The organism is Aquisediminimonas profunda (assembly GCF_019443285.1).
GTDB classification, from domain to species: domain Bacteria; phylum Pseudomonadota; class Alphaproteobacteria; order Sphingomonadales; family Sphingomonadaceae; genus Aquisediminimonas; species Aquisediminimonas profunda.
Genome location: NZ_CP080327.1, coordinates 799277 through 821104 on the forward strand (window position 1 = coordinate 799277; position 21828 = coordinate 821104).

Consider the following 21828-nt stretch of genomic DNA (forward strand, 5'->3'; position numbering starts at 1 on the left):
GATTTCGCCATAATGGCATTGCAGCTTGCCCGTAAGCAACGAATGCAGCAGTGTTTGTGGATTATGCCGGAACCGGACATTCTCAAGGCCGATTTTGTAGAGGACATGGACGGTGATGTGCCGGTCCTGCGCTTCACTGGCCGTTTGACGCTGCCGCGTCTGGATGACTTGCCACGCCGGCTGGAAGGCCTCGGCAGGTCGCCCAAGCGGATCGACCTGACGCACATCCAGCGGATCGACACGGTCGGCGCCTGGATTGTTCACAAGCTCGCGACGGAGAATGACGCCGAAATCGTCGGGCTCGACGCCAATGGCCAGACCCTCCTGCGTCAGGTGGAACGCTCGGACAAGCCCGTTCTGATGCGACCGGAGCCATTCAATCCGTTCCTGCGCGTGCTGGATGAAATTGGCGATGCGACCGTGATTGCCGCTCAGACGATGCTGGGGCTGTTGTCTTTCTTTGGCGCGATCCTGATCGCAACCTGGTCAGTCATTCGTCACCCGCATCGCTTCAGGATCAACGCCGTGATCCAGCGGTTCGAACTTGTCGGGGTCAAGGCCCTCTTCATTGTCGGCCTGATGAGTTTCCTGATCGGGATTGTCATTGCGCAACAGGGCGCCGTGCAGCTTCGCCAGTTCGGCGCCGAATCACTGACCGTGAACCTGATAGGCCGAATCACCACGCGTGAACTTGGCGTGTTGATGACCGCCATCATGGTGGCGGGGCGATCGGGCTCCGCTTTTGCAGCGCAGCTGGGGACCATGAAGCTGACCGAGGAGGTCGATGCAATGCGCACGATCGGTGTTTCGCCAATCGAAGCGCTTGTTCTGCCCCGCTTGCTGGCAACAACGCTGATGATGCCGCTGCTCGGCTTCTTCTCTATGATCGTTGCGATGATCGGCGGCGGGATTTTCTGCTGGCTTTCGCTCGACCTTCCTCCGCTGACCTATATCCAGCGGTTGCGCGAAGTCATTCCGATGACCGATCTCTGGGTCGGACTGACCAAGGCCCCGGTCTTTGGGGCGATCATTGCGATTTCGGGATGCTTTCAGGGCATGCAGGTCAAGGGCAATGCCGAAGAGGTCGGCCTGAGAACAACCTCTGCCGTGGTGCAAGCCATTTTCCTTGTCATTGTCCTTGATGCCTTTTTCGCGGTCTTTTTCACGTCGATCGGTTGGGATTGATGAACAGGGACGATCCCATTGCCATCAGCGTGCGCGGTCTGAAGAACAGCTTCGGGCCGCAGGTCGTGCATGAAGGCCTGGATCTCGATGTACGCAACGGCGAAATCCTGGGTGTTGTCGGCGGATCGGGGACCGGCAAATCGGTGCTGATGCGGTCGATCATTGGCTTGCAACACCCCGATGAGGGCGAAGTCCTTGTTTTTGGCGAATCCATGCTGGACAAGGACGAACTCGAGGCGCTCGATATCCGGCGGCGCTGGGGCGTGCTGTTTCAGGGGGGTGCCCTGTTTTCCACATTGACGGTGGCCGAGAATATCCAGGTGCCGCTTCGGGAATATTATCCCGAGCTTTCGGAATCGCTGCTCGATGAAATTGCAGCCTACAAGGTGGTCATGTCCGGCTTGCCGCCCGACGCGGGGCCGAAATATCCTGCCGAGCTGTCCGGGGGCATGCGCAAGAGGGCCGGTCTGGCCCGCGCCCTGGCGCTGGACCCGACCCTTTTGTTTCTCGATGAACCGACAGCGGGACTCGATCCCATCGGGGCGGCCGCGTTCGATTCGCTGACGCAGAGCTTGCAGAAGACGCTTGGCTTCACGGTCTTTCTGATCACGCACGATCTCGATACGCTTTATGCTATATGCGACAGGGTGGCCGTGCTGGCAGACAGGAAAGTGATCGGCGTGGGCACGATTCCGGAGCTGCTGGCGATGGATCATCCCTGGATACAGGAATATTTCAACGGACCCCGCGGGCGCGCAGCAACGGCGGCGGTTGATCGCAACAGCGAAACAAGGGCATGATGCGCTGATGGAGACACGTTCCAACCATATCCTTGTCGGCGGGGTCGTGCTCGGCCTGCTGGTCGCGCTTGCCGGGTTCATCGTCTGGCTTGCCGGGATCAACGGCGGCCTCACGAAAAGCTATGATATTTTCTTCCAGCAATCTGTCGAGGGACTGTCTCAGGGCGGGACCGTGACCTATGCCGGCGTGCCGTCAGGCCAGGTCAAGCATATCGAACTTTGGCGTGACAATCCGGGATTTGTCCGTGTCCGCATCGAAGTGAAGAGCGAAACCCCGATCCTGCAGGGCACAACCGCAAGCCTTCAGGGCAGCTTTACCGGCCCGTCCTCGATCCTGCTTGATGGAGCATTGAAAGGTGCGCCGCCGATCGCCGATATCGGCCCTGCCGGTGTGCCGGTTATCCCGACCAAGCGGTCGGGGCTCGGCGCACTCCTGAACAATGCCCCGCAACTGCTCGAACGCATTTCGACGCTGACCGAGCGGCTGACCGAATTGCTCAATGACAAGAACCAGAAAAGCCTGTCCGGCATTCTCGAAAACACCAATCGATTGACCGCGACCTTGGCGCGCAACGGCCCACAGATCGAAGCGACGCTCGCTGAGACGCGCGCAACGATCAAATCGGCGGGCCTTGCGGCCGACGAACTCGCAAAACTCGCCGGGACGACGAACAGTTTGATGGACAGTGATGGTCGGCCAATGGTGGCCGAGTTGCGCAAGACAGCGACACAGGCCCAGAAGAGCCTGGCCACCCTTGACGCTGTTCTGAGCGAAGCCCGGCCGGGTGTTCAGACACTGTCCAACCAGACCATTCCCGAAATCGGGCAGCTCGTCCGTGATCTGAGGACCATGTCAGAGGCGCTGGGGTCTGTTGCAACAAAGCTCGATCAAGGAGGGGCAGGGGCCTTGATCGGTGCGCCGCAACTCCCTGACTACAAGCCCGGGAGACGCAGCAAATGATCAGGACGTTTTCGGCCGTCGGCTTGGGCCTCGCGCTTTCGGCATGTGTCAGCCTGGGAGGAAAGCCGCCTGAATCCTTGCTCACCCTGTCTTCAGCAGCGCGGGTTGCGGCCGATGACATGCGCACGGCGGTAGCCGGCGAGGCCATCACCATCCATGTGCCCGTGGTGCCGCAGGCACTGGCCAGCAACCGCGTTCTGGTCATGAACGGTGCGACGGCTCTTGCCTATGTGAAGGATGCCGTCTGGGCCGAAGCGCCTGCGCGCCTGTTTCAGCGCGTGGTCTCCGAAACCGTGGCAGCGAAGACGGGCCGGGTTGTGCTCGATGTCCGTCAGCTGGCGCTGGATCAGGGGACGCAAGTGACGGGGACACTGAGTGCTTTCGGGATTGACCCGGACTCCGGACCATCGGGGCAGGCGGTGGTGACCTATGATGCGGCCATGACGTCAGATCACGGCCGGACAGTGCGCACGCGTCGCTTCGAGGCACGCGTGCCGGTGAGCCAGATCAAACCTGAGTCCGTCAGCCGGGCCCTGAATGCTGCGGCAAACAAGGTCGCGGAGGACGTTGCGAGCTGGATTTCGGGTTAGCCCTCCTCGGGCAGGAGGAATTTCACCTTCCGGGTGGCAAAGTCGACCGAAACGCGCCGGAACGACCGCAAACTGTCAACGCCGAGCAGCATCGACGGCTTGCGCAACAGGCCAAACAGCTTGAACGGGTGCGCATCGGCAAAGGCAATGGCCGCATTGCCCATCGAAACGCCACCGATCCGGAGCTTGTTGACCACAGTATATTCGGCATTTGTGGTCCGGCCCAGAACGTCGACCATGCCGATCGACTTGATCTCGGTTTCGGGGACGCGTTTGACAAGCAGGGTCCGCAATCTGGTATTGGCGATGCTGTTCTGGGCTCCCGTATCGACCACCACCCAGATTTTCTGGCCATTGGCATCGGCATCGACCATCACCAGCTGGCCGAGCCGCGTCTTGGCCGTCACGATGATAAGGTCGGAATCGAGCGGAACGGCTTCTTCGGGAACACTTGCCGGCTCGACGCGCATCGTGTTCGACTGGAAGTTCATGACAATGCGTTGATTCTTCAGGCTGTCGATGCCCAGTAATCCGTCTGCGCCGACATTGCGCCGCGGCAATGCCGCCGCCTCGACCCGCTTGGCGATATTTGTCGAAACCTGGACGGTCTTGATCGAGACCAGCTTCACCTTGGCCGAGCCGCCCATGGCATGTAGCGTGGCCGTGCCTGATTGCGGCAAGTTCAGTCGCTCCGCGAGTTCCTCGGAAATGACAGTCCGGTCGGCGCCAGTATCAACAACAAAATCGAAGGGCCCTTGGCCGTTGATCATCACAGGAACGGTCATGCGCAGCGCGTCGTCAAGCCCGGTGGCGACTTCGTCTGTTGCGGGAGTTTGTCCGGTATCAGCGGTTTGGGCTGCCACCGGTGCCGCACACAAGGTCAGCGGCAGCAGGGCAAGGGGAATGGAGATACGCGCCACGACATGGCTCCTCTTCTTCTTCACATCCCCCGAACGAGCATAGTCTTGCCTTTGCGCCGGTCAATATCAATGCGCAGGGGACATGGCTTCCGCAGCAAGGGCCTCCGCCTCGATAAGGATGGCATCGTCCGTATCGGGGCCAGAAACGCTTTCCCGTCCGATGAGCACGAGGACAGGCACGGCAAGTGGCGACACGCGCGACAGGCGCTTGTGGACAATGCTCCGTGCTGCCCGGTCGAGCAGCGCACCAAGCCGCCCCACGTCCGTCATGCGCGCGCGCGCGTCTGCCCAAGCCGCTTCGAGCAAGAGGTGGTCCGGCTCATATTTGCGCAGGACATCATAGATCAGATCGGTCGAAAACGTTACCTGACGACCCGACTTGCGCTTGCCGGGGTGCTGGCGTTCGACCAATCCCGAAATCACGGCCACTTCCCGGAAGGCACGTTTCAGAAGCGCCGATTGCTCAACCCAGTCGATGAACTCTTCGTGCAGGATGTCCGGCGAAAAGAGCGGGCGGGGATCTTCCACGGGCTGGAGGCCCCAGATCGCAAAGGCATAGTCGCTCGCAACGAAACCCACAGGCTGCAATCCCAAGGCGTCCATCCGCTTGGTGATCAGCATCGCGAGCGACTGATGCGCATTCCAGCCTTCAAAGCTGTAGGACACAAGATAATGGAGGCCATCGCGCAGAAAACTCTCGATGAGGAGCTGATCGGGGGCGGGCAGCATCGACCGCCTGGCCTGCATCTCGAGCCAGACCCGCACATCGTCCGGGAAACGCGCCCATTGGCTGCGGTCGTGAAGGAATGTGCGCACCCGGTCTGCAAGGTGCGTGGTCAGGGGCATGCGCGCGCCTCCGTAACTGGGGATGCGGGCTCGCCTGGTAGTTGCGCGTACAATCAGGTCGGTCGCATCGACGCCTTCGACTTCCAGGCTCATTCCGGCGAAGAAGAAGCAATCGCCTTTCACGAGGCTTGCGGCGAAGAACTCGTCCAGCATGCCCAGTTTGCGGCCGTTCCTGAACCGCACCGCCAGCATGGGCGAATCGACGATGATCCCTGCGTTTAGGCGATATTGTGCTGCAAATTTCGGATGCGTGACGCGCCACCGGCCATCAGGATTGCGGACGAGCCGCCGGAACTTGTCATAGGCCTTCAGCGCATAGCCACCCGTGGCGATGAGCCCAAGGACGCGCGTGAATGTTCCGACATCAAGCATCTGATAGGGCTGCGCTGTCTGGATTTCGGCAAGCATCTCCTGTTCGTCGAACGGCACAGCACAGGCGCAGGCCATGATGTGCTGGGCCAACACGTCAAGCCCACCGGGGCGAAAGGCGTCACCGTCCCGCACCCCTTCGGCAATGGCGTCGATCGCGCCCTGCGCTTCCAGATATTCGAAGCGATTGCCCGGAACGATGATCGCCTCGCTCGGCTCGTCGAGCCGGTGGTTTGCGCGCCCGATCCGTTGCATCAGCCGGGACGATCCCTTGGGCGCGCCCATCTGGATGACGCAATCGACATTGCCCCAGTCGACCCCGAGGTCGAGACTGGCCGTTGCGACCAGCCCCCGCAACCGGCCCTCCGCCATCGCGTTTTCGACCTTGCGGCGGGCTTCGATATCGAGGCTGCCATGGTGGATGCCGATCGGAAGCTTCAGCTCATTGACCGCCCAGAGCTCCTGAAAGATCAGTTCGGCCAGCCCTCGGGTATTGCAGAAGACAAGCGTGGTTTCGTGGGTCTCGATTTCGGCCATCACCTGGGCCGCGGCATAGCGCCCGGAATGCCCGCCCCAGGGAATTTCGCCCTCCGGCAGCAACATGGTTATGATGGGAGGCGCGCCGGGATCGCCTTCGACCAGCCGGACGGACGTACCAAGCCCCTCCGGCGCCAGCCATTGGCGATAGGCATCGGGATCGGCCACGGTTGCAGACAGGGCCACGCGGCGCAGCCCGGGATTGATGGCCTGAAGCCGGGCCAGCGACAGGCTGAGGAGGTCTCCGCGCTTCTGAGGCGCAAAGGCGTGAACTTCGTCGATGATGACCTTACGGAGCCCGGAAAACATGCCGAAACTGTCCGGATAGGACAGTAGCAGGCTCAGCGATTCGGGCGTGGTCAACAGGATCTGGGGCGGCCGTGCACGCTGGCGCGCCTTGCGGTCCGACGGTGTATCCCCGGTGCGGGTCTCGACCCGGATATCGAGCCCCATCTCCTCGACCGGAAGGAGGAGGTTGCGCCGTACATCGACAGCAAGCGCTTTCAAGGGTGAGACATAAAGCGTGTGCAGGCCCTCGGTCGGGCTTTCGACAAGCTCTGCAAGGGTTGCGAGAAATCCGGCCAGGGTCTTGCCTGCGCCGGTTGGTGCGACAAGCAGCGCATGCTCTCCATTGCGCGCGGCATTGAGCATCTCAAGCTGGTAACGACGCGGCGTCCAGCCTTTCGACGCGAACCAGTCTTTTAGGATCGAGGGAAGTTGAACCACAGGACGACTGTCGGGCCGCCCTGCGCAAGAATCAATGCCCTACGGATTCCCCTCGCTTCAGCCCCGATGCAGCCAGCTGCGCATCGATCTGGGCCATCAGCCGGTCGAGGCCCGCCTGATCCTGCGCTTCGGCGCGAGCGACCAGCACATCCTGGGTGTTAGAGGCCCGCAGAAGCCACCAGCCATCGGGCGTATTCACGCGGGCGCCGTCCGTGCGGTTGATGTTGGCCCCTTCGGCTTCAAGCCTTGCCAGAACTTCATCTACAACAGCGAACTTGCGGCTTTCATCGACCTGGAAGCGCAGTTCCGGGGTGTTGATCATGTCTGGCATCGCGTCTCGGATGGCTGTCAGGGAGCCGCCCTGTTCGGCAATCGCCTGCATGAATCGCACCGCGACATATTGGGCATCGTCAAACCCGTACCAGCCATGCCGATAGAAGATATGCCCGCTCATTTCGCCGGCCAGCGGGCTGTCGGTTTCCTTCATCTTGACCTTGATCAGGCTGTGCCCGGTCTTCCACATCAGCGGCTGTCCGCCCAGTTCGGCAATCCGGTCATAAAGGGCCTGGCTGGCCTTCACATCGGCAATGATCGTTGCGCCCGGTTCCTGCTGAAGCACGGATTCTGCCAGAATGGAAAGAATCTGGTCGCCCCAGATCACGCGGCCCTGTCCGTCGATCGCCCCGATCCGGTCGCCGTCGCCGTCAAAGGCAACGCCGAAATCAAGCGACTTTTCCGCAACAAGGGCTTTGAGGTCGGCGAGATTTTCCTCGACCGTGGGATCGGGATGATGGTTCGGGAACCGCCCGTCGATCTGGGTGTACAGAAGGTGGTGCTCACCGGGGAGAAGGCGTGTCAGCTTCTCGATCACCCGTCCGGCGGCGCCGTTGCCAGCGTCCCAGCCGATGCGGAAAGCGCGGCCAGGATAGTCGCGGGCCAGCCGCGCGACATAGGCATCCTCGATATCGCAGTCCGTTGTTGCGCCGGCACCGCTTTCCCAGTCTGCGACGGCGGCCATGCGCCCGAGCTTCTGGATATCCTCACCGTAGAAGGGGCCGTGACGCAGCACCATCTTGAAGCCGTTATAGTCGGCCGGATTGTGGCTGCCGGTAATCTGGATGCCCCCATCGACGCCATCGAGCACCGATTCGGCGTAATAGAGCATGGGCGTTGGACCTAGCCCGACCCGCACAACATCAATCCCGCTTTCCGTCAGCCCCTTCAGCAAGGAGGCTTCGAGCATGGGCGATGAGAGCCTGCCGTCATAACCGACCGCGACACATTTGCCGCCGTCGCGGCGGACTATCGTGCCGAAGGTCCGGCCGATGGCATAAGCATCCGCCTCTCCAAGGGTTTTCCCAACTATGCCGCGGATATCATATTCGCGGAGCGCGACCGGATCGAAGTGATGTGACATGAAAGACGCCTATCGCGAGGAAATGTTACGAAGCAGTATATCGCGGGCCTGATTAACCTGAGTTGCAAGCGGCGAGGTCCCCCCGGCATCCGGATGGACTTTCGCGATCAGCCGTTTGTGCGCCTCGACAATGGTGGCCGGATCGGCATCAGGCGCCACGTCCAGAACGCGGGCCGCTTCGGTCAGGCTCATCGCCGAACCGGGCGAGATCGCGCGCTTTCCGAACACGTAGAGGAGATACAGCAGCCCCGCAAAGACCAGAAGGCGGATCATGCGAAAGCCAGTTCCGGCTGATCGCTCTCGCGGACCGGCAAGGCCAGGCCGGCCACAAGCTCACGCAATTCCTGCCGCGCGGCGATATGGCTAAGGCCAATGCCGCCGATTGCATCGACATCAAGAAGCGTAAGGCCCTTTGGAAAGAGTTCGCGGTAGATCACGCGTTCGCCCAGCCCTGAAATGGTCCGGAAGCCGACGCGCTTCGACAGTTCGACAAGCGCCTTCCCGACGCGGCGCATATTGTGCGCATCGATATGCTGCAGACGGTTGCGCAGCACGACCCAATCGACGGTTGCCCCATCGGCACGGGCGCGTTCCTTGCGCAGGTCCCAGATCAATTCGGCGTAGAAGCTCGGGCGTTTAACCCGGAAGGTTTCGGCATCGACCTGCCCGATCAGGTCAAGGTCCACGAAACTGTCGTTGATGGGGGTCACAATCGTGTCGGCCCGGGCAATCGCCGCGCGGGAGACCGGATCGTCACGTCCGGGCGTATCGATCACGATGAAATCCGCGCCACTGCCGATCCGGGCCATTTCCTGATCCAGGCCCGCTGCTGTCATCAGGCCGAGCGCGACATGCCGCGGCGAGGGCAGATCAATCTGCCGCCGGCGTGCTGTGGCTTCGCGATTGTCGAGATAGCGTGTCATGGTCTTCTGGCGGGTATCAAGGTCAATCGCTGCAACGCTGTGGCCGGTGCTCTGCAGCGCAACCGCAGTATGCACCGCCGTCGTCGACTTTCCCGTGCCGCCCTTTTCATTGGCGAAGACAATTACGTGCGTGTTCTGCGCCATCGGTGTTAAGGTCCAGCCTCTTGATTCATTGGTTCCCGCCCGCCAAGGAGCGCGCGACCGTCCATATCTGAGCAGGCCTGCCCGTGCAAATCATCCGTCAGCTTTCCGCCTTGCGCGAACGCACCAAATTGATACGCGAGAGCGGGCGGACCCTTGCGCTTGTGCCGACAATGGGCGCTTTGCATGCCGGACACATGTCCCTGGTCGAGCTGGCGAGGCGGCAGGCCGACGATGTGATTGTGTCGATCTTCGTGAACCCCAAACAGTTCGGGCCCAATGAGGATCTGGACAAATATCCGCGATCGGAAGAGGCCGACGCCGCACGCCTTGCCGAAGCAGGCGTGACCGCGCTTTGGATGCCGTCGGTGTCGGAAGTCTACCCAGATGGTTTTGCAACGAGCGTAAAGGTCGCGAACCTCGGCGAACTCTGGTGCGGGGCTGCCCGGCCGGGCCATTTCGAAGGCGTGGCGACAGTCGTTGCCAAGCTGTTCAATCAGGTCCGTCCCGACATTGCCGTCTTTGGCGAAAAGGATTGGCAGCAACTGGCAATCATTCGTCGCATGGCACGCGATCTCGATCTGGATGTCGAAATCATCGGCATGCCGATCGTGCGGGATACGGATGGTCTCGCCCTGTCATCGCGCAATGCCTATCTTTCCTCAGCGGACCGCCAGGCCGCTCTGACATTGCCGCGGGCGCTGAACGATGCAGCCCGCGACATTGGCAATGGTGCGGATGTCGAGGCGACCCTTGCTGATGCCAAAGCGCGGCTGCTTGCGGCTGGTTTCACGCAGGTCGATTATTTTGCCCTGGTCGATGCAGCGACGCTCGAGCCCCTTGCCACGCATGATCGCACAGGCCGGTTGCTGGCTGCCGCACGGATTGGCGCGACACGGCTGATCGACAATATCGCCCTCTGACCGAGAGCGTCTTCAAAAAGCGCAATCCGCGTTAACCATTTGTTGACCATCTTTGGCCGACAACCTCCCCAACATGATTTGGTGAAGGGGGTTTACCATGGCAAGCAGCTACAACAGCGCCAATTTCCTGATCGAAAGTCGCCTTGCAGAGGCCGCACGCGGCGACGCACGCGCCTTTTACGAACTGGGCATTGCCTATTCGGCCGGGGGATGCGGAGTCGAAGTCGATCTCGTCCAGGCGCATAAATGGTTCAACCTTGCTGCCCTGAATGGCAGCGAACGGGGCCAGCAATGCCGGGCAGAAATTGCCGAAGACATGACCGCGCGGGAAATTGCCGAGGCCCAGCGCCAGGCGCGCGCCTGGCTCACCGAAACCATGCGCAGGGCTGCCTAGCCGCCCTTCCTGAACGGCGTCAGTTCGCCGAGGAACGCGATCTCCCGTTCCACCGCCCGACGCTCGCGCTCCACAAAGTCGGCAACAGCCGCCCTGAATCCCGGATCGGCGATAAAGTGCGCCGACCAAGTCGGGACCGGACCATAGCCACGGGCAAGCTTGTGTTCGCCCTGTGCCCCGGCCTCGACCTTACCCAGACCATGTGCAATCGCGAAATCGATGGCCTGATAATAGCAAAGCTCGAAATGGAGGAAGGGCACGTCCTCGTTGCAGCCCCAATAGCGCCCGTATAATGTGTCTTCGCCGATCAGGTTGAGCGCACCCGCAATCGGGCGACCGTCCCGAACGGCGAAAATCAGCAGGACCTTGTCGGCCATGCTTTCCCCCAACAGGCTGAAGAACCGGCGCGTCAGATAGGGCCTGCCCCATTTTCGCGATCCTGTGTCCTGATAGAAGTCCCAGAAGACATCCCAATGCGCTTCTGCAATTGCATCGCCTGTCAGGTGAACAATTTCCAACCCGGATTGGGCATGGGCCCGTTCCTTGCGAATAGCCTTGCGCTTGCGCGATGAAAGTCCGGCCAGAAAATCGTCAAACGACCCATAGGTCTGATTGACCCAATGGAATTGCGACCCTTCGCGGATCAGCCAGCCGGCAGCGCGAAATCGCTCCACGTCCCGAGCGTCCAGGAAGTTTGCATGCGCAGACGACAGGCCGTTCTGGGTGACAATCGCTTCTGCAGCGGCAATCAGGCCGCGCGCGACACCCTCGTCATCGGTGAGGAGCCTTGGCCCGGGCACAGGAGAAAAGGGCGCGGCTACGACCAGCTTGGGATAATATTGACCCCCCGCACGGTGCCAGGCATCGGCCCAGCCGTGATCGAACACATATTCGCCCTGGCTGTGGCTCTTGACATAGGCAGGGGCAACGCCGGCCAGAACACCCCCGGGCCCGTCAATCGCAATGGGCAGCGGCTGCCATCCCGCTTCCACCGTGGCGCTGCCTGATCGTTCGAGGATCGAGAGGAAGGCGTGACTGACAAAGGGATTGCCGGTGCCTGCGCATCGGTCCCAGGCGTCAGCTTCAAAATCGCTTACGCCCTGCGCAAGCCGCGCGACAGCCAAATCAGGCCGGCCTGACTGCGACAATCGCATCCACCTCGACGGCGGCGCCCATTGGCAGGGTTGGCACACCAACGGCAGCCCGCGCATGCTTTCCGGCGTCGCCGAACACATCGACCATCAGTTCCGACGCGCCATTGCCGACCTTGGGTTGATCGGTGAAGCGCGGATCCGAATTGACGAAGATATTGAGCTTGACCACCCGTTCGACGCGATCGAGCGAACCCAGTGCGGCCTTGATCTGGGCCAGCACCATCAGTCCGCAGGCGCGTGCAGCTTGCACACCATAGGCAAGATCGCGGTCATCACCGAGCCGTCCGACCATCAACTGGTTGTTCTGGAAGGACACCTGCCCAGAAACATAGAGCATCCCGTTCGCTTCGACCGTGGGCACATAGGCTGCCACGGGCGCTGCTGGCTTGGGCAGCGTCAAGCCCAGGGCCTGAAGCCGGTCTTCGGGACCCTGTTCAAGGGCGGGCGGGTTCATCTTGAGCGGTTTCGGTTTGGAATCGGTCACAACGGAACTCCCTTGAAGCGATCAATAATCCAGCCAGTCGCATTCTGCCAGTCATCGATGCGATGATGCGCGGCGGCAGGAGTCTTGATGAATGGCTGGAGCCTCGGCTCTCCGACCATGTGGAGCCTCCAGACATCCGGTGCATGTTCAGCGACCGAGATATGCTGGTGCGCCAGATCGTCGACAAAGACAGTCACACTCGGCGCATAATCGGCGACAATGCGCGAAAGCGGCCGTCCCTTGCCACCCTGATTGGTGAAGACCGGAAACTCGATCCCGACCGCGCGCAGTTGTTCGGTGCGCGCCGCCTGAAAATCATCGGTCAGATTGGTCAGAATCACGACATCGGCATGGGCCGCAATTGCGTTGACGGCGTCAACGGCGCCATCGATGGCCTTTTGGCGTGGCATTTCCGTGCGGAAGAAGTCTTGCAGCAAGGACCATATATTGGGTCCGGGCACCAGTTCTCCGGTCGCTTTGTGGCGCAAGGCATTGGCAAAGTCGCCAAGGTCGAGGTCGAAATGGATATGATGCGCTTCATCAAGCCATTCAGCGAACGGTACGACCATATGGAGGAGCACTTCGTCGCAATCGGTGATCAGCAGTGGACGGCTCATCGCTGTGGCTCCGGCCGGGCAAGCTGCGCAGGCGGCACGCCCAGCGATTCGGCACACGCCATCAGGTCTGGCTGGTGGGCTTCGAGAAAGGCGAAGATCGCATCGTGCAGCGCCGGATCACCGATCCGCGCACGCAGGTCTGCACCGTCAAGGCCAGTCAGCGCGAGGAGCCGCCCTGCCCTGGCATCATCAGAAAGAATCCATGCCAGCGCCGACAGCGCGAGCGCCATTGTGTCATGGGGGTTTGTCTCAGCCTTGAGCATCGCCTAGAGGTCGTTTCCGGGAAAATCAGTGGGAAAGCTGGCGTGGCAAAAAGGGTGCTCGTTGTCGAGGACAATGAACTCAATCTGAAACTCTTTTGCGATCTGTTGCGCGTTCACGAGTTTGAAGCGGAGGGCGTTCGCGACGCGCGAGAGGCGATCAATCGCGCAACCCTGTTCGCGCCGGACATCATCATCATGGACATCCAGATGCCGCATATCAGCGGTCTGGAGCTGATCGAAGCGATTCGCCGCGACGTGATCCTCAGGCGGATTCCGGTCATGGCCGTGACAGCCTATGCCGGAAAAGGTGATGAGGAGCGCATTCGCGAGGCCGGGGCTGATGCTTATGTTGCCAAGCCGATTTCGCTCATGAAGTTTATCGGTGTTGTCCGGGAATTGGCAGATCTGGCCGATTCGCGCGCGCTCGTCTGACGAGACATTTCGCCGCCCTTGTATAGGCAGGGGCCACTTTAACGCCCTGGCGCGCACTTTAAAAACGACCCCTGCGTTCGCAGGGGCGCCGCGTTACTTGATCTTGGTTTCCTTGAACTCGACATGCTTGCGCACGACGGGATCATATTTCTTGAACGAGAGCTTCTCGGTCTTGGTGCGCGGATTCTTCTTGGTGACATAGAAGAAGCCGGTATCCGCCGTGCTGGCGAGCTTGATCTTGACGGTGGTTGGCTTGGCCATGACCTGAAAACCTTTGTGAAATGATGCTGGTCGCACGCGATGCGCGGAAAGCGGGGCCATTAGATTCGCCAGCCGAAATGTCAAGGGTTCAGGTCAAACCATCTCGTCACCCCTGCGCAGGGGCGAAGATTCTGATCGAACAGGTCGGGGGTTTCTGTTGCCCGGCACCCCCGGGGCCGCTGGTGTCTGATTCTGTTGCCCGGTTCAGCCCGACCGCGTTATGTTGGTTAACCTTGGGCCGTTAGGCCCTGGGGTTAAGCAGCAATAGCAAGTGCTTCGTTATCGTTGGCACTTATGAGATTGAACCATTTCACGGCTTATTCATGCCGGGCAAAAATACCGCTTTTCAACACACGTCGATCCTAGTTCGGCCCCGTCATGGCCCCCGCTTTCGCGAGGGTTATGGTGGAGCCGCCGGGTACCGCCCCCGGGTCCGCTGCATCTATTGCACGGCATCATTTATCGCCATAGCCGGGCGAACCCGGCACCTCCCAATATAGGCGTGAATTCCTGAATGTTAAGTGCATGATGTGCCGCGCATCAGGGTTGTTTTAATCTCCACTAGTTGCTAGGGTGATTAACATGCTGACACAGCGTTCGCGTTACGGCCTGCGGGCCATGCTCTTGCTCGCGCGGGAGCCCAAGGATCACCATCCGGTGCCCATGAGCCGGATTGCCGCGGAAGCAAGTGTGCCGCGCAAATTCCTCGAAATCATCCTGACTGAACTCAAGGCGGCGAACCTCGTCGTTTCGACGCGCGGGAAGCAGGGCGGATTTGCCCTGGCCAGACCAGCGCACCTCATCTCGCTTGGGGATATCATACGCGTCATCGAAGGACCGTTGGCGCTTGTGCCCTGCGTCAGCCGGACCGCCTACAAGAAGTGCAAGGACTGTCGCGACGAGGAAAAGTGCGAAATCCGGCGCGCCATGATGATCGTGCGCGATGATACAGCGCGCATTCTTGACGGAACAAGCCTTGCGGCCGCCGTGTCCGAGGACAAGGAAGCGGCCTGAGGCCTGCTACTTCTTGAGCGAATCCCGGATTTCCCTGAGAAGGAGCACATCTTCGGGCGTACCGGCAGTCTCGTGTCTCTTCATCATCCTGTTTGCGCTGCGCACGATCATGAAGATCACGAAGGCCAGGATCACGAAGTTGATCAGCGCCGTGATGAAATTGCCATAGGCGAACACACCGATGTTGGCCGCCTTTGCCTCGGCCAATGTCGTGATTACCTTGTCTCCCGGATCTCCCAACAGGATGAACCGGTTTGAAAAATCGACCCCGCCGCCTGTCAGAAGGCCAATCAGGGGCATCAGAATATCGTCGGTGAAGGACGAGATGATCTTTCCGAAGGCGGCTCCGATCAGGACACCCACTGCCAGATCGAGAACATTGCCCTTGTTGACGAAAGCCTTGAATTCACCCCACATCACGCCATCTCCCAATGTGCCAAAGCCAGCCCTGCAAGACTGGCACAACTAAAAGCGATTGCAAGCATATTGCGGGGAGGCACGGGGCGTCCTATCTTCGTCATACACCTTGTCAATGGGAGTTGATCGTGACCAAGTTCAAACGTCGTAAACTGGCCTTACTGGCTGCGCCCGCGCTGGCCCTGTCGCTGAGCGGATGTGGCATCAACAGCGTGCCGACGGCCGAAGAAAATGCCAAGGCGAAATGGTCGAACGTGCAGGCCGACTATCAGCGCCGCGCGGACCTGATCCCGAATCTCGTTGAAACCGTGAAAGGCTATGCCAAGCAGGAATCGACGGTACTGACGCAAGTGACGGAAGCGCGCGCCAAGGCGACGTCCATTCAGGTCAACGCGTCGGACCTTTCCGATCCGGCAAAGGTCAAGCAATTCCAGGAAGCACAGACTGCACTGTCCGGCTCGCTCGGTCGCTTGCTGGCCAGTGTCGAAGCCTATCCCGATCTCAAATCGAACCAGAATTTCCTCGCGCTCCAGTCGCAGCTTGAGGGGACAGAGAACCGGATCAACGTCTCGATCAAGGATTATAATACGGCGGTTCAGGCCTACAACACGACGATCCGGACCTTTCCCGACGCGATCGGCGCGAAGATCTTCTACGGCGCAAAGCCCATGACGACCTATGAGGCCACTGCGCCGAACGCGGACCGGGCCCCCACGGTCAAGTTCTGATCGACGCCGTCCTCCAGAGGGAGACAGGATGATGAGGTGGCTCGCCTGCCTCTTGCTGATGATCGCCGGTGTCGCGCATGCGCAGACTTTCCCGCCCCTTACCGGGCGGGTGGTCGATGCGGCCAACATCATTCCCGATGATCAGGAAGCCGCATTGACGGCCAAGCTCGATGCGCTCGAAAAGGAAAGTTCGCGCCAGCTGGTTGTCGCGACAGTGCCCAGCCTCGAAGGCTATGATATCGCCGATTATGGCTACCGGCTCGGGCGAAGTTGGGGCATCGGGCAAAAGGACCAGAACAACGGTGCGATCCTTCTTGTCGCGCCCAACGACCGCAAGGTCCGTATCGAGGTTGGCTATGGTCTTGAGCCGATCCTGACCGATGCCTTTTCGAGCGTCATCATCAACACGCAGATCATCCCGGCATTCAAGGCGGGGGATTTTCCCGGCGGCATCATGGCCGGAACCGATGCCATTATCGCCCAGCTGCGCCTGCCGCCGGAAGAAGCGGCGAAATATGCGGCCCAACTGGCCACGCAAGCAGCAGACGCCAAACGGGGCGATTCGGTCAGCAGCGCTCTGTTCTGGCTATTCATTTTCTTCTTCTTCATCCTGCCACTGTTCCGCTCTATCTTTGGTCGTGGCCGGGGGCGCCGCTATGGCAGCGGGCCAGTGATCATCTGGGGCGGCGGCTCGGGCGGCGGCTGGGGCGGGGGGAGTTCAGGTGGCTTCGGCGGAGGTGGCGGCTTTTCGGGCGGCGGCGGTTCATTCGGAGGCGGTGGCGCCTCCGGGGGGTGGTGATGGCGAAGCTCACGATGATGACCGAAGCCGACCACCAGCGCGTCAGCGATGCCGTGCGTGACGCAGAGGCATCAACGGCCGGAGAGATTGTCACAATCATTGCCGATACATCGGACCGCTATCTTGATGTGGCGCTCTGGTGGTCGATCGGAATTGCGGTGCTGGCGCTTACCGCCTTGGCGGCGTTTCCCGAGTTCTACACGGGGTTGGTCGCGACGTTTACCGGTGGCTGGATTGTCGAATGGACGCTGGCGGAAGCCTTTGAGCTCGCCCTTGCGGTTGCGGTCATCAAGTTCGTTGCCATGCGGCTGCTCTTGTCCTGGATGCCCCTCCGGCTTTTCCTGACGCCCGGCATCGTCAAGGCAGAGCGGGTACGCAGGCGCGCGATCCGCTATTTCAAGGTCGGCGCAGAGCGGCGCACATCGGGGCGGACCGGTGTGCTCATCTACCTGTCCATGGCCGAACACCGTGCCGAAATCGTTGCCGACGAAGCCATCCATTCGAAGGTCACGGCCGAAACCTGGGGCGAAGCGATGGCCAAGCTTGTCGCCGAAGTGCGTGAAGGCCGGCTGGCCGACGGGATGGTGGCGGCGATTGGTGACGTCGGCAAGGTTCTCTCCGCGCATTTTCCGCGCGCTGCCGACGATGTGAACGAGCTTCCCGATCGGCTCATTGAATTATGAGCGATTCCGAGGACGAGCAGATTGTCTGGCAAGGCCGTTTCATCACCGCAAAGACCCGCGGCAAATGGGAATATGTCTCGCGCGCCAGGGGCATAAAGGCTGCCGTGATCCTTGCGATCGACGCGGGCGATGTGTTGCTTGTCGAACAGTTTCGGGTGCCCCTGGGCGTCAATTGCCTTGAACTCCCGGCGGGCCTTGTGGGTGATGAAACCGAGAATGAACCCGTCGAACATGCGGCAGCGCGCGAACTTGAGGAAGAAACCGGCTATCGTCCCCGCCATATCGAGCGGATCGGCGAATTTCACTCGTCGCCCGGCATGGTCAGCGAAAGCTTCTACTTCGTTCGGGCGGTCGGGCTGGAAAAGGTCGGCGAGGGCGGCGGCACCGACGGGGAGAACATCACCGTCCACCGCGTGCCACTTTCCGGCATCGCAGGCTTCATTGCTGCAAAACGCGCGTCAGGCTGTGCTATGGACGCGAAACTGCTGATGCTACTTGGCAGTCAGCTTATCTGAAATTGTCAGCATAGGCCTGAAGCTTCAGGATCTTTTTCGGTGCTGGCACAATGGTCGCGACCAGGCCCTTGCCGTCGGCATAGGCCTTGGCAGCTTCAAGTGTGGGAAACTTAAGGACGAGCTGCCGCCGTGTGTCCCCACTTCCCGCCCAACCCATCAGAGGGTCGGCGCGCTGCGCGTCCGTAGGCTCAAATTCCAATATCCATCTGTCGGTGCCGTAGCGGCCTGACTGCATGGCGTTCTTGGGCTTCTGATAGATGCGTACATGGCTCATGCGCTGCTCTTTCCCTGATTCATCCCCGCCGATCAAGGGCCTTCTTGGTCTTGAGACTCGCAACAGCCTGTGTCGGGTCGTCGGGCCAGTTGTGCCGTGGGTAACGCCCGCGCATGTCCTTTGCGACGTCTGCCCAGCTGCCCCGCCAGAAGCCGGGCAGGTCTCGCGTTGTCTGGATCGGCCGACCGGCAGGCGAGGTCAGCGAGAGCACCAGAGGTGTCCGTTCGGGCCCTATCACGGGATGTTCAGAGAGACCAAACAAAGCCTGCACGCGCAAGGTGACGGTCGGACCGGCATTGGCGGCATAGTCGATCTCGTGCGCTGTTCCGGCGGGGGAGCAGAACTGTGCGGGAGCAAGCTTCGCCAGCTGTTGTTGCCCGTCCCAGCCCAGTAGTGCCCATAACGCTGAATGAAGGGCATCGGCTGCGATGTCCGATAGCCGCCGCTTGCTCACGAGCAAGGGGCTCAGCCAGTCGTCGAGTGTAGACAGCAGAGCGTCATCCGACAGCGCCTCAAGGCCGGCCCAGACCGCGCGTTGCCGCAATGCCACTGCGGACTGTGGCCAGTCGATAACCGCAAGCCCATGCTCGCGCACGCCCTGAAGCAGCACGGCGGCAATGTCCTCTGCACGCGCCTCCGCATTATCGGCCCGCGACAGCATGATCGCACCGAGGTGGCGGCCGGACATGGTTCGCACGCTGCCGGTCTCGGGATCGAAGCGAAGCTGGATTCCGGTCTCGATCCGGTCGGCAAACAGCGTTTCCACCTCGCCCGAATCAATCGCGACGGCGGAAAGAATTCGTGCCCCCGAAGCTGCGCCTTGTATGTCGGCAACAGCAAGCCATTCGCTGCGCGCGAGGGCGCTTGCCGGATCGAGCCGGAAGCCCCTGCCCCCGCTACTGATCCAATGTTCCCCGTTCGCGTCGCGCCGTCGGGCGATTCGGTCCGGAAAGGCGAGAGCCACGCATCGGGCAGGATTGCCGGTGGCTGGACCGCTAGCCCGCACCAGCCCTGCCCAGCGTCGCGCCAGCCCTCGGGCAGCGTCAGCGCGCTTGCCCCGATCGCGCCGCCAGCGGTCCAGCCTTGCGTACAGGTCCGGATCGCTTCCGCCCAGCCCGCGTTCGGAAAGCAGGACGGCGACCTCTGCGGCCAGAACGCCCTCACCCTGCTCCGCCGCATTTACAAGCATATGGGCAAGCCGGGGGGGCAGGGGCAATCTGGCAATGTCTCGACCATGCGCTGTCGGCCGACCGCCCTCATCCAGCGCACCGAGCGTGGAAAGCCGCTTTCCTGCTTCGGCAAGGGCGGCTGGCGGAGGTGGATCCAGCCAACGCAGCGTTCCCGGATCCGCGACGCCCCAAAGCGCGCAGTCGAGCAGCAGGGGAGAGAGATCGGCCTCCAGTATCTCGGGCGGGTCAAACCGGAGCAGGCCGGCCGTCGCTCCCTCTTCCCACAGCCTGTAGGCTACACCCGCGCCTTGGCGCGCCGCGCGGCCGGCGCGCTGTGTGGCAGCCGCCTGGCTGACCCGTTCGGTGACCAGACGGGTCACACCTGCGCTCCGGTCATAGCGGGCGCGGCGCGCGAGTCCGCTGTCGACCACAATGCGCACACCGTCGATCGTCAGGCTTGTTTCGGCAATGCTGGTCGCAAGAATGACCTTGCGTCCTGCACCTTTGCGAATGGCTGCCCGCTGTTCGGCAGGATCAAGGCTGCCGTGCAGGCGGTGAATCTCTGCGGGCATTGCTGAAATTTTCTCGGCCGTCCGCTCGATCTCGCCAACGCCGGGCAGGAAGGCGAGGATGTCGCCCTCTTCCTCGGCCATCGCGCGGCGAATCGCAGCTGCCATTTCATCCTCGATCCGGGCTTCTGCCCTGCGCCCGATATGCCTGATGGCGAGGGGATGGCTGCGACCTTCGCTTGTTATCACGCCCGCGGTCATCAGGGCGGCAAAACGTTCCCCGTCCAGTGTTGCAGACATGGCGACCAGTTTCAGGTCGGGCCGGAGCGCTTCTTGCGCATCGAGCGCAAGCGCCAGGCCGAAATCGCTGTCGAGGCTGCGTTCATGCACTTCATCGAACAGCACCGCGGAAACGCCAGAGAGTTCGGGATCCGCCTGGATGCGATTGCGGAAGATGCCCTCGGTCAGGACCAGGATTCGCGTTGCCCCGGACTGCTTCGAATCGAGCCGCGTGGCATATCCGATCGTCTGCCCCACGGGTTCGCCGGCCAGTTCGGCCATGCGCTCGGCTGCCGCACGTGCGGCAATCCGCCTTGGAGAAAGGAGCAGAATTTGCCCCGTGCACCAATCCGCGCGAAGCAGGGCCGGGGCGACGGCGGTCGTCTTGCCGGCGCCCGGTGGCGCAATCAGGACAGCGTTGGGCCGATCCTGCAGGCAGGCGAGCAATTCCGGCAGGACGTCTTGGACAGGAAGCGTGTCAGTACGCTCGGGCAATCGCAAACTCGACGGCTTCGATCAGCGCGCTCTTTGCGGCACTCGACGCAAAGGGGCCAAGCGCATCGATGGCGCGCTGCCCATAATGGCGCGCCCGCATCAGCGTGTCGTCAATGGCGCGGGTCTGTGCGAGCAGCGTCTTGGCATAGGAAAGGTCTTCGTCCGAGATCCGACGGCCTTCCATGGCCGCCTGCCAGAAGGCCCTGTCTTCGGCACTGCCGCGCGCATGCGCCAGAATGACCGGCAACGTCACCTTGCCGTCGCGGAAATCGTCACCGACGCCCTTGCCCATGGTTTCGGCATCCGATGCATAGTCGATTGCGTCATCGACGAGCTGGAACGCAATGCCAAGGTTGCGACCGTAGCTGTCGAGCGCCTCTTCGGTTGCTTCGTCCCGCTCGGCGACAACGGCGGAGATTCGGCAGGCTGCGGCAAAAAGGGCGGCTGTCTTGGCCCCGATGATATCAAGATACTTGTCTTCGCCCGTGTTGACCTGGCGCTGCGCCGTCAACTGGTTGACCTCACCTTCGGCAATGACCGCAGAGGCATTGGACAGGATCTTGAGGACCTTGAGGCTGCCATCCTCAACCATCAGCTCGAAAGACCGGCTGAACAGGAAATCCCCGACCAGCACGCTGGCCGGATTGCCCCAGATGATGTTTGCTGTGCGTCGCCCCCGCCTCAGGTCGGACCCGTCAACGACATCGTCATGCAGGAGCGTTGCCGTGTGGATGAATTCGACCGCCGCAGCGAGCTTGTGATGGCGTGCTCCGGAATAATCGAGCAGACGCGCAGTCGCCAGGGTCAGCATCGGCCGCATCCGCTTGCCGCCACCGGCAATCAGGTGGCCAGCCAATTCCGGGATCAACGGGATCTGCGACTGCATCCGTTCAAGGATGACCGCATTGACATGATTCATTTCAGCCGCGACGAGATTGATGATGGAATCAAGCGAAGGCTGCCTGTCCGTACCGATGCGATGAAGCGTTGCCGTCATGATGGG

The 21828-nt window shown here is 61.3% G+C and carries 26 protein-coding genes and 1 other RNA gene; 12 read left to right on the plus strand and 15 right to left on the minus strand.

Going from position 1 to position 21828, the window contains the following annotated elements; genetic code table 11:
* The first annotated feature begins 63 nt into the window (after window positions 1–63).
* From K0O24_RS04055 to K0O24_RS04070, 4 genes are read left to right on the plus strand one after another with little or no spacing between them, the layout of a single operon-like run.
* Window positions 64–1185: an MlaE family ABC transporter permease gene (locus K0O24_RS04055; RefSeq protein ID WP_219894560.1), complete on the plus strand. Its 1122-nt coding sequence runs from the start codon at window positions 64–66 to the stop codon at window positions 1183–1185.
* Window positions 1185–1985, plus strand: coding sequence for an ABC transporter ATP-binding protein (locus K0O24_RS04060; protein WP_219894561.1), 801 nt, complete (start codon window positions 1185–1187; stop codon window positions 1983–1985). Before K0O24_RS04055 ends, K0O24_RS04060 begins: the two co-directional genes overlap by 1 nt.
* 7 nt (window positions 1986–1992) lie before the next feature.
* Window positions 1993–2946 (plus strand): MlaD family protein, encoded by a 954-nt coding sequence (locus tag K0O24_RS04065; RefSeq protein ID WP_219894562.1) that lies wholly within the window; start codon window positions 1993–1995, stop codon window positions 2944–2946.
* Window positions 2943–3536, plus strand: coding sequence for an ABC-type transport auxiliary lipoprotein family protein (locus K0O24_RS04070; protein WP_219894563.1), 594 nt, complete (start codon window positions 2943–2945; stop codon window positions 3534–3536). The genes K0O24_RS04065 and K0O24_RS04070 overlap by 4 nt, the downstream gene beginning before the upstream one ends.
* Here the strand turns inward: K0O24_RS04070 and K0O24_RS04075 are convergent.
* From K0O24_RS04075 to K0O24_RS04095, 5 genes are all read right to left on the minus strand, one after another.
* Window positions 3533–4456 (minus strand): retroviral-like aspartic protease family protein, encoded by a 924-nt coding sequence (locus K0O24_RS04075; protein WP_219894564.1) that lies wholly within the window; start codon window positions 4454–4456, stop codon window positions 3533–3535. The two genes, K0O24_RS04070 and K0O24_RS04075, sit on opposite strands and share 4 nt — an antisense overlap.
* A 66-nt stretch (window positions 4457–4522) precedes the next feature.
* A complete protein-coding gene (locus K0O24_RS04080; RefSeq protein WP_219894565.1) occupies window positions 4523–6934 on the minus strand; it encodes a ligase-associated DNA damage response DEXH box helicase in 2412 nt (803 codons plus the stop codon).
* A 31-nt stretch (window positions 6935–6965) separates the two neighbouring features.
* Window positions 6966–8351: a phosphoglucomutase/phosphomannomutase PgmG gene (pgmG, locus tag K0O24_RS04085; RefSeq protein ID WP_219894566.1), complete on the minus strand. Its 1386-nt coding sequence runs from the start codon at window positions 8349–8351 to the stop codon at window positions 6966–6968.
* Window positions 8352–8360: 9 nt separating this feature from the next.
* Window positions 8361–8624, minus strand: a complete 264-nt coding sequence (locus K0O24_RS04090) for a J domain-containing protein (protein ID WP_219894567.1) — start codon at window positions 8622–8624, stop codon at window positions 8361–8363.
* The gene (locus tag K0O24_RS04095) at window positions 8621–9418 is read right to left on the minus strand and encodes a division plane positioning ATPase MipZ (protein ID WP_219894568.1); all 798 of its coding nucleotides are present in this window, start codon (window positions 9416–9418) and stop codon (window positions 8621–8623) included. Before K0O24_RS04095 ends, K0O24_RS04090 begins: the two co-directional genes overlap by 4 nt.
* An 83-nt stretch (window positions 9419–9501) precedes the next feature.
* Here K0O24_RS04095 and panC point away from each other — a divergent pair, with 83 nt between their 5' ends.
* Together panC and K0O24_RS04105 are read left to right on the plus strand one after the other, a co-directional pair.
* The gene (panC, locus tag K0O24_RS04100; RefSeq protein WP_219894569.1) at window positions 9502–10338 is read left to right on the plus strand and encodes a pantoate--beta-alanine ligase; all 837 of its coding nucleotides are present in this window, start codon (window positions 9502–9504) and stop codon (window positions 10336–10338) included.
* Between the two features lie 97 nt (window positions 10339–10435).
* The gene (locus K0O24_RS04105) at window positions 10436–10732 is read left to right on the plus strand and encodes an SEL1-like repeat protein (protein WP_219894570.1); all 297 of its coding nucleotides are present in this window, start codon (window positions 10436–10438) and stop codon (window positions 10730–10732) included.
* Here K0O24_RS04105 and K0O24_RS04110 read toward each other — a convergent pair.
* Genes K0O24_RS04110 through K0O24_RS04125 form a run of 4 tightly spaced genes read right to left on the minus strand, consistent with a single transcriptional unit; the run spans window position 10729 to window position 13250 of the window.
* Entirely contained in the window at window positions 10729–11886 is a 1158-nt protein-coding gene (locus tag K0O24_RS04110) for a GNAT family N-acetyltransferase (protein WP_219894571.1), read from the minus strand. The genes K0O24_RS04105 and K0O24_RS04110 overlap by 4 nt on opposite strands.
* A complete protein-coding gene (locus tag K0O24_RS04115; protein ID WP_219895460.1) occupies window positions 11858–12340 on the minus strand; it encodes a RidA family protein in 483 nt (160 codons plus the stop codon). The genes K0O24_RS04110 and K0O24_RS04115 overlap by 29 nt, the downstream gene beginning before the upstream one ends.
* Before the next feature lie 26 nt (window positions 12341–12366).
* Window positions 12367–12987 (minus strand): HAD family hydrolase, encoded by a 621-nt coding sequence (locus K0O24_RS04120; protein WP_219894572.1) that lies wholly within the window; start codon window positions 12985–12987, stop codon window positions 12367–12369.
* On the minus strand, window positions 12984–13250 hold the full coding sequence (locus tag K0O24_RS04125) for a DUF3572 family protein (protein WP_219894573.1): 267 nt from the start codon (window positions 13248–13250) through the stop codon (window positions 12984–12986). The genes K0O24_RS04120 and K0O24_RS04125 overlap by 4 nt, the downstream gene beginning before the upstream one ends.
* Window positions 13251–13292: 42 nt before the next feature.
* Between K0O24_RS04125 and K0O24_RS04130 the strand changes: the two genes are divergently transcribed.
* Window positions 13293–13682, plus strand: a complete 390-nt coding sequence (locus K0O24_RS04130; RefSeq protein WP_219894574.1) for a response regulator — start codon at window positions 13293–13295, stop codon at window positions 13680–13682.
* Between the two features lie 93 nt (window positions 13683–13775).
* On the opposite strand, the gene rpmG is transcribed toward K0O24_RS04130, so the two are convergent.
* A complete protein-coding gene (gene rpmG / locus K0O24_RS04135) occupies window positions 13776–13943 on the minus strand; it encodes a 50S ribosomal protein L33 (RefSeq protein WP_219894575.1) in 168 nt (55 codons plus the stop codon).
* A 181-nt stretch (window positions 13944–14124) separates the two neighbouring features.
* Window positions 14125–14468, minus strand: a transfer-messenger RNA (tmRNA) gene (gene ssrA / locus K0O24_RS04140).
* A gap of 57 nt (window positions 14469–14525) precedes the next feature.
* Between ssrA and K0O24_RS04145 the strand changes: the two genes are divergently transcribed.
* Complete coding sequence (locus K0O24_RS04145) at window positions 14526–14957, plus strand: RrF2 family transcriptional regulator (RefSeq protein ID WP_219894576.1); 432 nt, start codon at window positions 14526–14528, stop codon at window positions 14955–14957.
* Window positions 14958–14963: 6 nt separating this feature from the next.
* On the opposite strand, the gene mscL is transcribed toward K0O24_RS04145, so the two are convergent.
* Window positions 14964–15374 carry a large conductance mechanosensitive channel protein MscL gene (gene mscL / locus K0O24_RS04150; protein ID WP_219895461.1) on the minus strand — a complete coding sequence of 137 codons (411 nt, stop codon included), beginning with the start codon at window positions 15372–15374 and terminating at the stop codon, window positions 14964–14966.
* Window positions 15375–15502: 128 nt separating this feature from the next.
* Between mscL and K0O24_RS04155 the strand changes: the two genes are divergently transcribed.
* The 4 genes from K0O24_RS04155 to K0O24_RS04170 are packed head-to-tail and all read left to right on the plus strand — an operon-like array spanning window position 15503 to window position 18099.
* Window positions 15503–16102 carry a LemA family protein gene (locus K0O24_RS04155; RefSeq protein ID WP_246611122.1) on the plus strand — a complete coding sequence of 200 codons (600 nt, stop codon included), beginning with the start codon at window positions 15503–15505 and terminating at the stop codon, window positions 16100–16102.
* A gap of 28 nt (window positions 16103–16130) precedes the next feature.
* Window positions 16131–16901 (plus strand): TPM domain-containing protein, encoded by a 771-nt coding sequence (locus tag K0O24_RS04160; protein WP_219894578.1) that lies wholly within the window; start codon window positions 16131–16133, stop codon window positions 16899–16901.
* On the plus strand, window positions 16901–17584 hold the full coding sequence (locus tag K0O24_RS04165; RefSeq protein ID WP_219894579.1) for a TPM domain-containing protein: 684 nt from the start codon (window positions 16901–16903) through the stop codon (window positions 17582–17584). The genes K0O24_RS04160 and K0O24_RS04165 overlap by 1 nt, the downstream gene beginning before the upstream one ends.
* The gene (locus K0O24_RS04170; protein ID WP_219894580.1) at window positions 17581–18099 is read left to right on the plus strand and encodes an NUDIX hydrolase; all 519 of its coding nucleotides are present in this window, start codon (window positions 17581–17583) and stop codon (window positions 18097–18099) included. Before K0O24_RS04165 ends, K0O24_RS04170 begins: the two co-directional genes overlap by 4 nt.
* Here K0O24_RS04170 and K0O24_RS04175 read toward each other — a convergent pair.
* Genes K0O24_RS04175 through K0O24_RS04185 form a run of 3 tightly spaced genes read right to left on the minus strand, consistent with a single transcriptional unit; the run spans window position 18092 to window position 21822 of the window.
* A complete protein-coding gene (locus K0O24_RS04175) occupies window positions 18092–18373 on the minus strand; it encodes an ETC complex I subunit (protein WP_219894581.1) in 282 nt (93 codons plus the stop codon). The genes K0O24_RS04170 and K0O24_RS04175 overlap by 8 nt on opposite strands.
* 19 nt (window positions 18374–18392) lie before the next feature.
* On the minus strand, window positions 18393–20825 hold the full coding sequence (gene hrpB / locus K0O24_RS04180) for an ATP-dependent helicase HrpB (protein WP_219894582.1): 2433 nt from the start codon (window positions 20823–20825) through the stop codon (window positions 18393–18395).
* On the minus strand, window positions 20809–21822 hold the full coding sequence (locus K0O24_RS04185) for a polyprenyl synthetase family protein (protein ID WP_219894583.1): 1014 nt from the start codon (window positions 21820–21822) through the stop codon (window positions 20809–20811). Before K0O24_RS04185 ends, hrpB begins: the two co-directional genes overlap by 17 nt.
* Window positions 21823–21828: the final 6 nt, after the last annotated feature.

Coding starts and splice junctions, on each gene's coding strand:
- K0O24_RS04055 (WP_219894560.1), top strand. CDS start 64: ATGCCGGAACCGGACATTCTCAAGGCCGATTTTGTAGAGGACATGGAC.
- K0O24_RS04060 (WP_219894561.1), top strand. CDS start 1,185: ATGAACAGGGACGATCCCATTGCCATCAGCGTGCGCGGTCTGAAGAAC.
- K0O24_RS04065 (WP_219894562.1), top strand. CDS start 1,993: ATGGAGACACGTTCCAACCATATCCTTGTCGGCGGGGTCGTGCTCGGC.
- K0O24_RS04070 (WP_219894563.1), top strand. CDS start 2,943: ATGATCAGGACGTTTTCGGCCGTCGGCTTGGGCCTCGCGCTTTCGGCA.
- pgmG (WP_219894566.1), bottom strand. CDS start 8,351: ATGTCACATCACTTCGATCCGGTCGCGCTCCGCGAATATGATATCCGC.
- K0O24_RS04090 (WP_219894567.1), bottom strand. CDS start 8,624: ATGATCCGCCTTCTGGTCTTTGCGGGGCTGCTGTATCTCCTCTACGTG.
- K0O24_RS04095 (WP_219894568.1), bottom strand. CDS start 9,418: ATGGCGCAGAACACGCACGTAATTGTCTTCGCCAATGAAAAGGGCGGC.
- K0O24_RS04105 (WP_219894570.1), top strand. CDS start 10,436: ATGGCAAGCAGCTACAACAGCGCCAATTTCCTGATCGAAAGTCGCCTT.
- K0O24_RS04110 (WP_219894571.1), bottom strand. CDS start 11,886: ATGCGATTGTCGCAGTCAGGCCGGCCTGATTTGGCTGTCGCGCGGCTT.
- K0O24_RS04115 (WP_219895460.1), bottom strand. CDS start 12,340: ATGAACCCGCCCGCCCTTGAACAGGGTCCCGAAGACCGGCTTCAGGCC.
- K0O24_RS04120 (WP_219894572.1), bottom strand. CDS start 12,987: ATGAGCCGTCCACTGCTGATCACCGATTGCGACGAAGTGCTCCTCCAT.
- K0O24_RS04125 (WP_219894573.1), bottom strand. CDS start 13,250: ATGCTCAAGGCTGAGACAAACCCCCATGACACAATGGCGCTCGCGCTG.
- rpmG (WP_219894575.1), bottom strand. CDS start 13,943: ATGGCCAAGCCAACCACCGTCAAGATCAAGCTCGCCAGCACGGCGGAT.
- K0O24_RS04145 (WP_219894576.1), top strand. CDS start 14,526: ATGCTGACACAGCGTTCGCGTTACGGCCTGCGGGCCATGCTCTTGCTC.
- mscL (WP_219895461.1), bottom strand. CDS start 15,374: ATGTGGGGTGAATTCAAGGCTTTCGTCAACAAGGGCAATGTTCTCGAT.
- K0O24_RS04160 (WP_219894578.1), top strand. CDS start 16,131: ATGATGAGGTGGCTCGCCTGCCTCTTGCTGATGATCGCCGGTGTCGCG.
- K0O24_RS04165 (WP_219894579.1), top strand. CDS start 16,901: ATGGCGAAGCTCACGATGATGACCGAAGCCGACCACCAGCGCGTCAGC.
- K0O24_RS04170 (WP_219894580.1), top strand. CDS start 17,581: ATGAGCGATTCCGAGGACGAGCAGATTGTCTGGCAAGGCCGTTTCATC.
- K0O24_RS04175 (WP_219894581.1), bottom strand. CDS start 18,373: ATGAGCCATGTACGCATCTATCAGAAGCCCAAGAACGCCATGCAGTCA.
- K0O24_RS04185 (WP_219894583.1), bottom strand. CDS start 21,822: ATGACGGCAACGCTTCATCGCATCGGTACGGACAGGCAGCCTTCGCTT.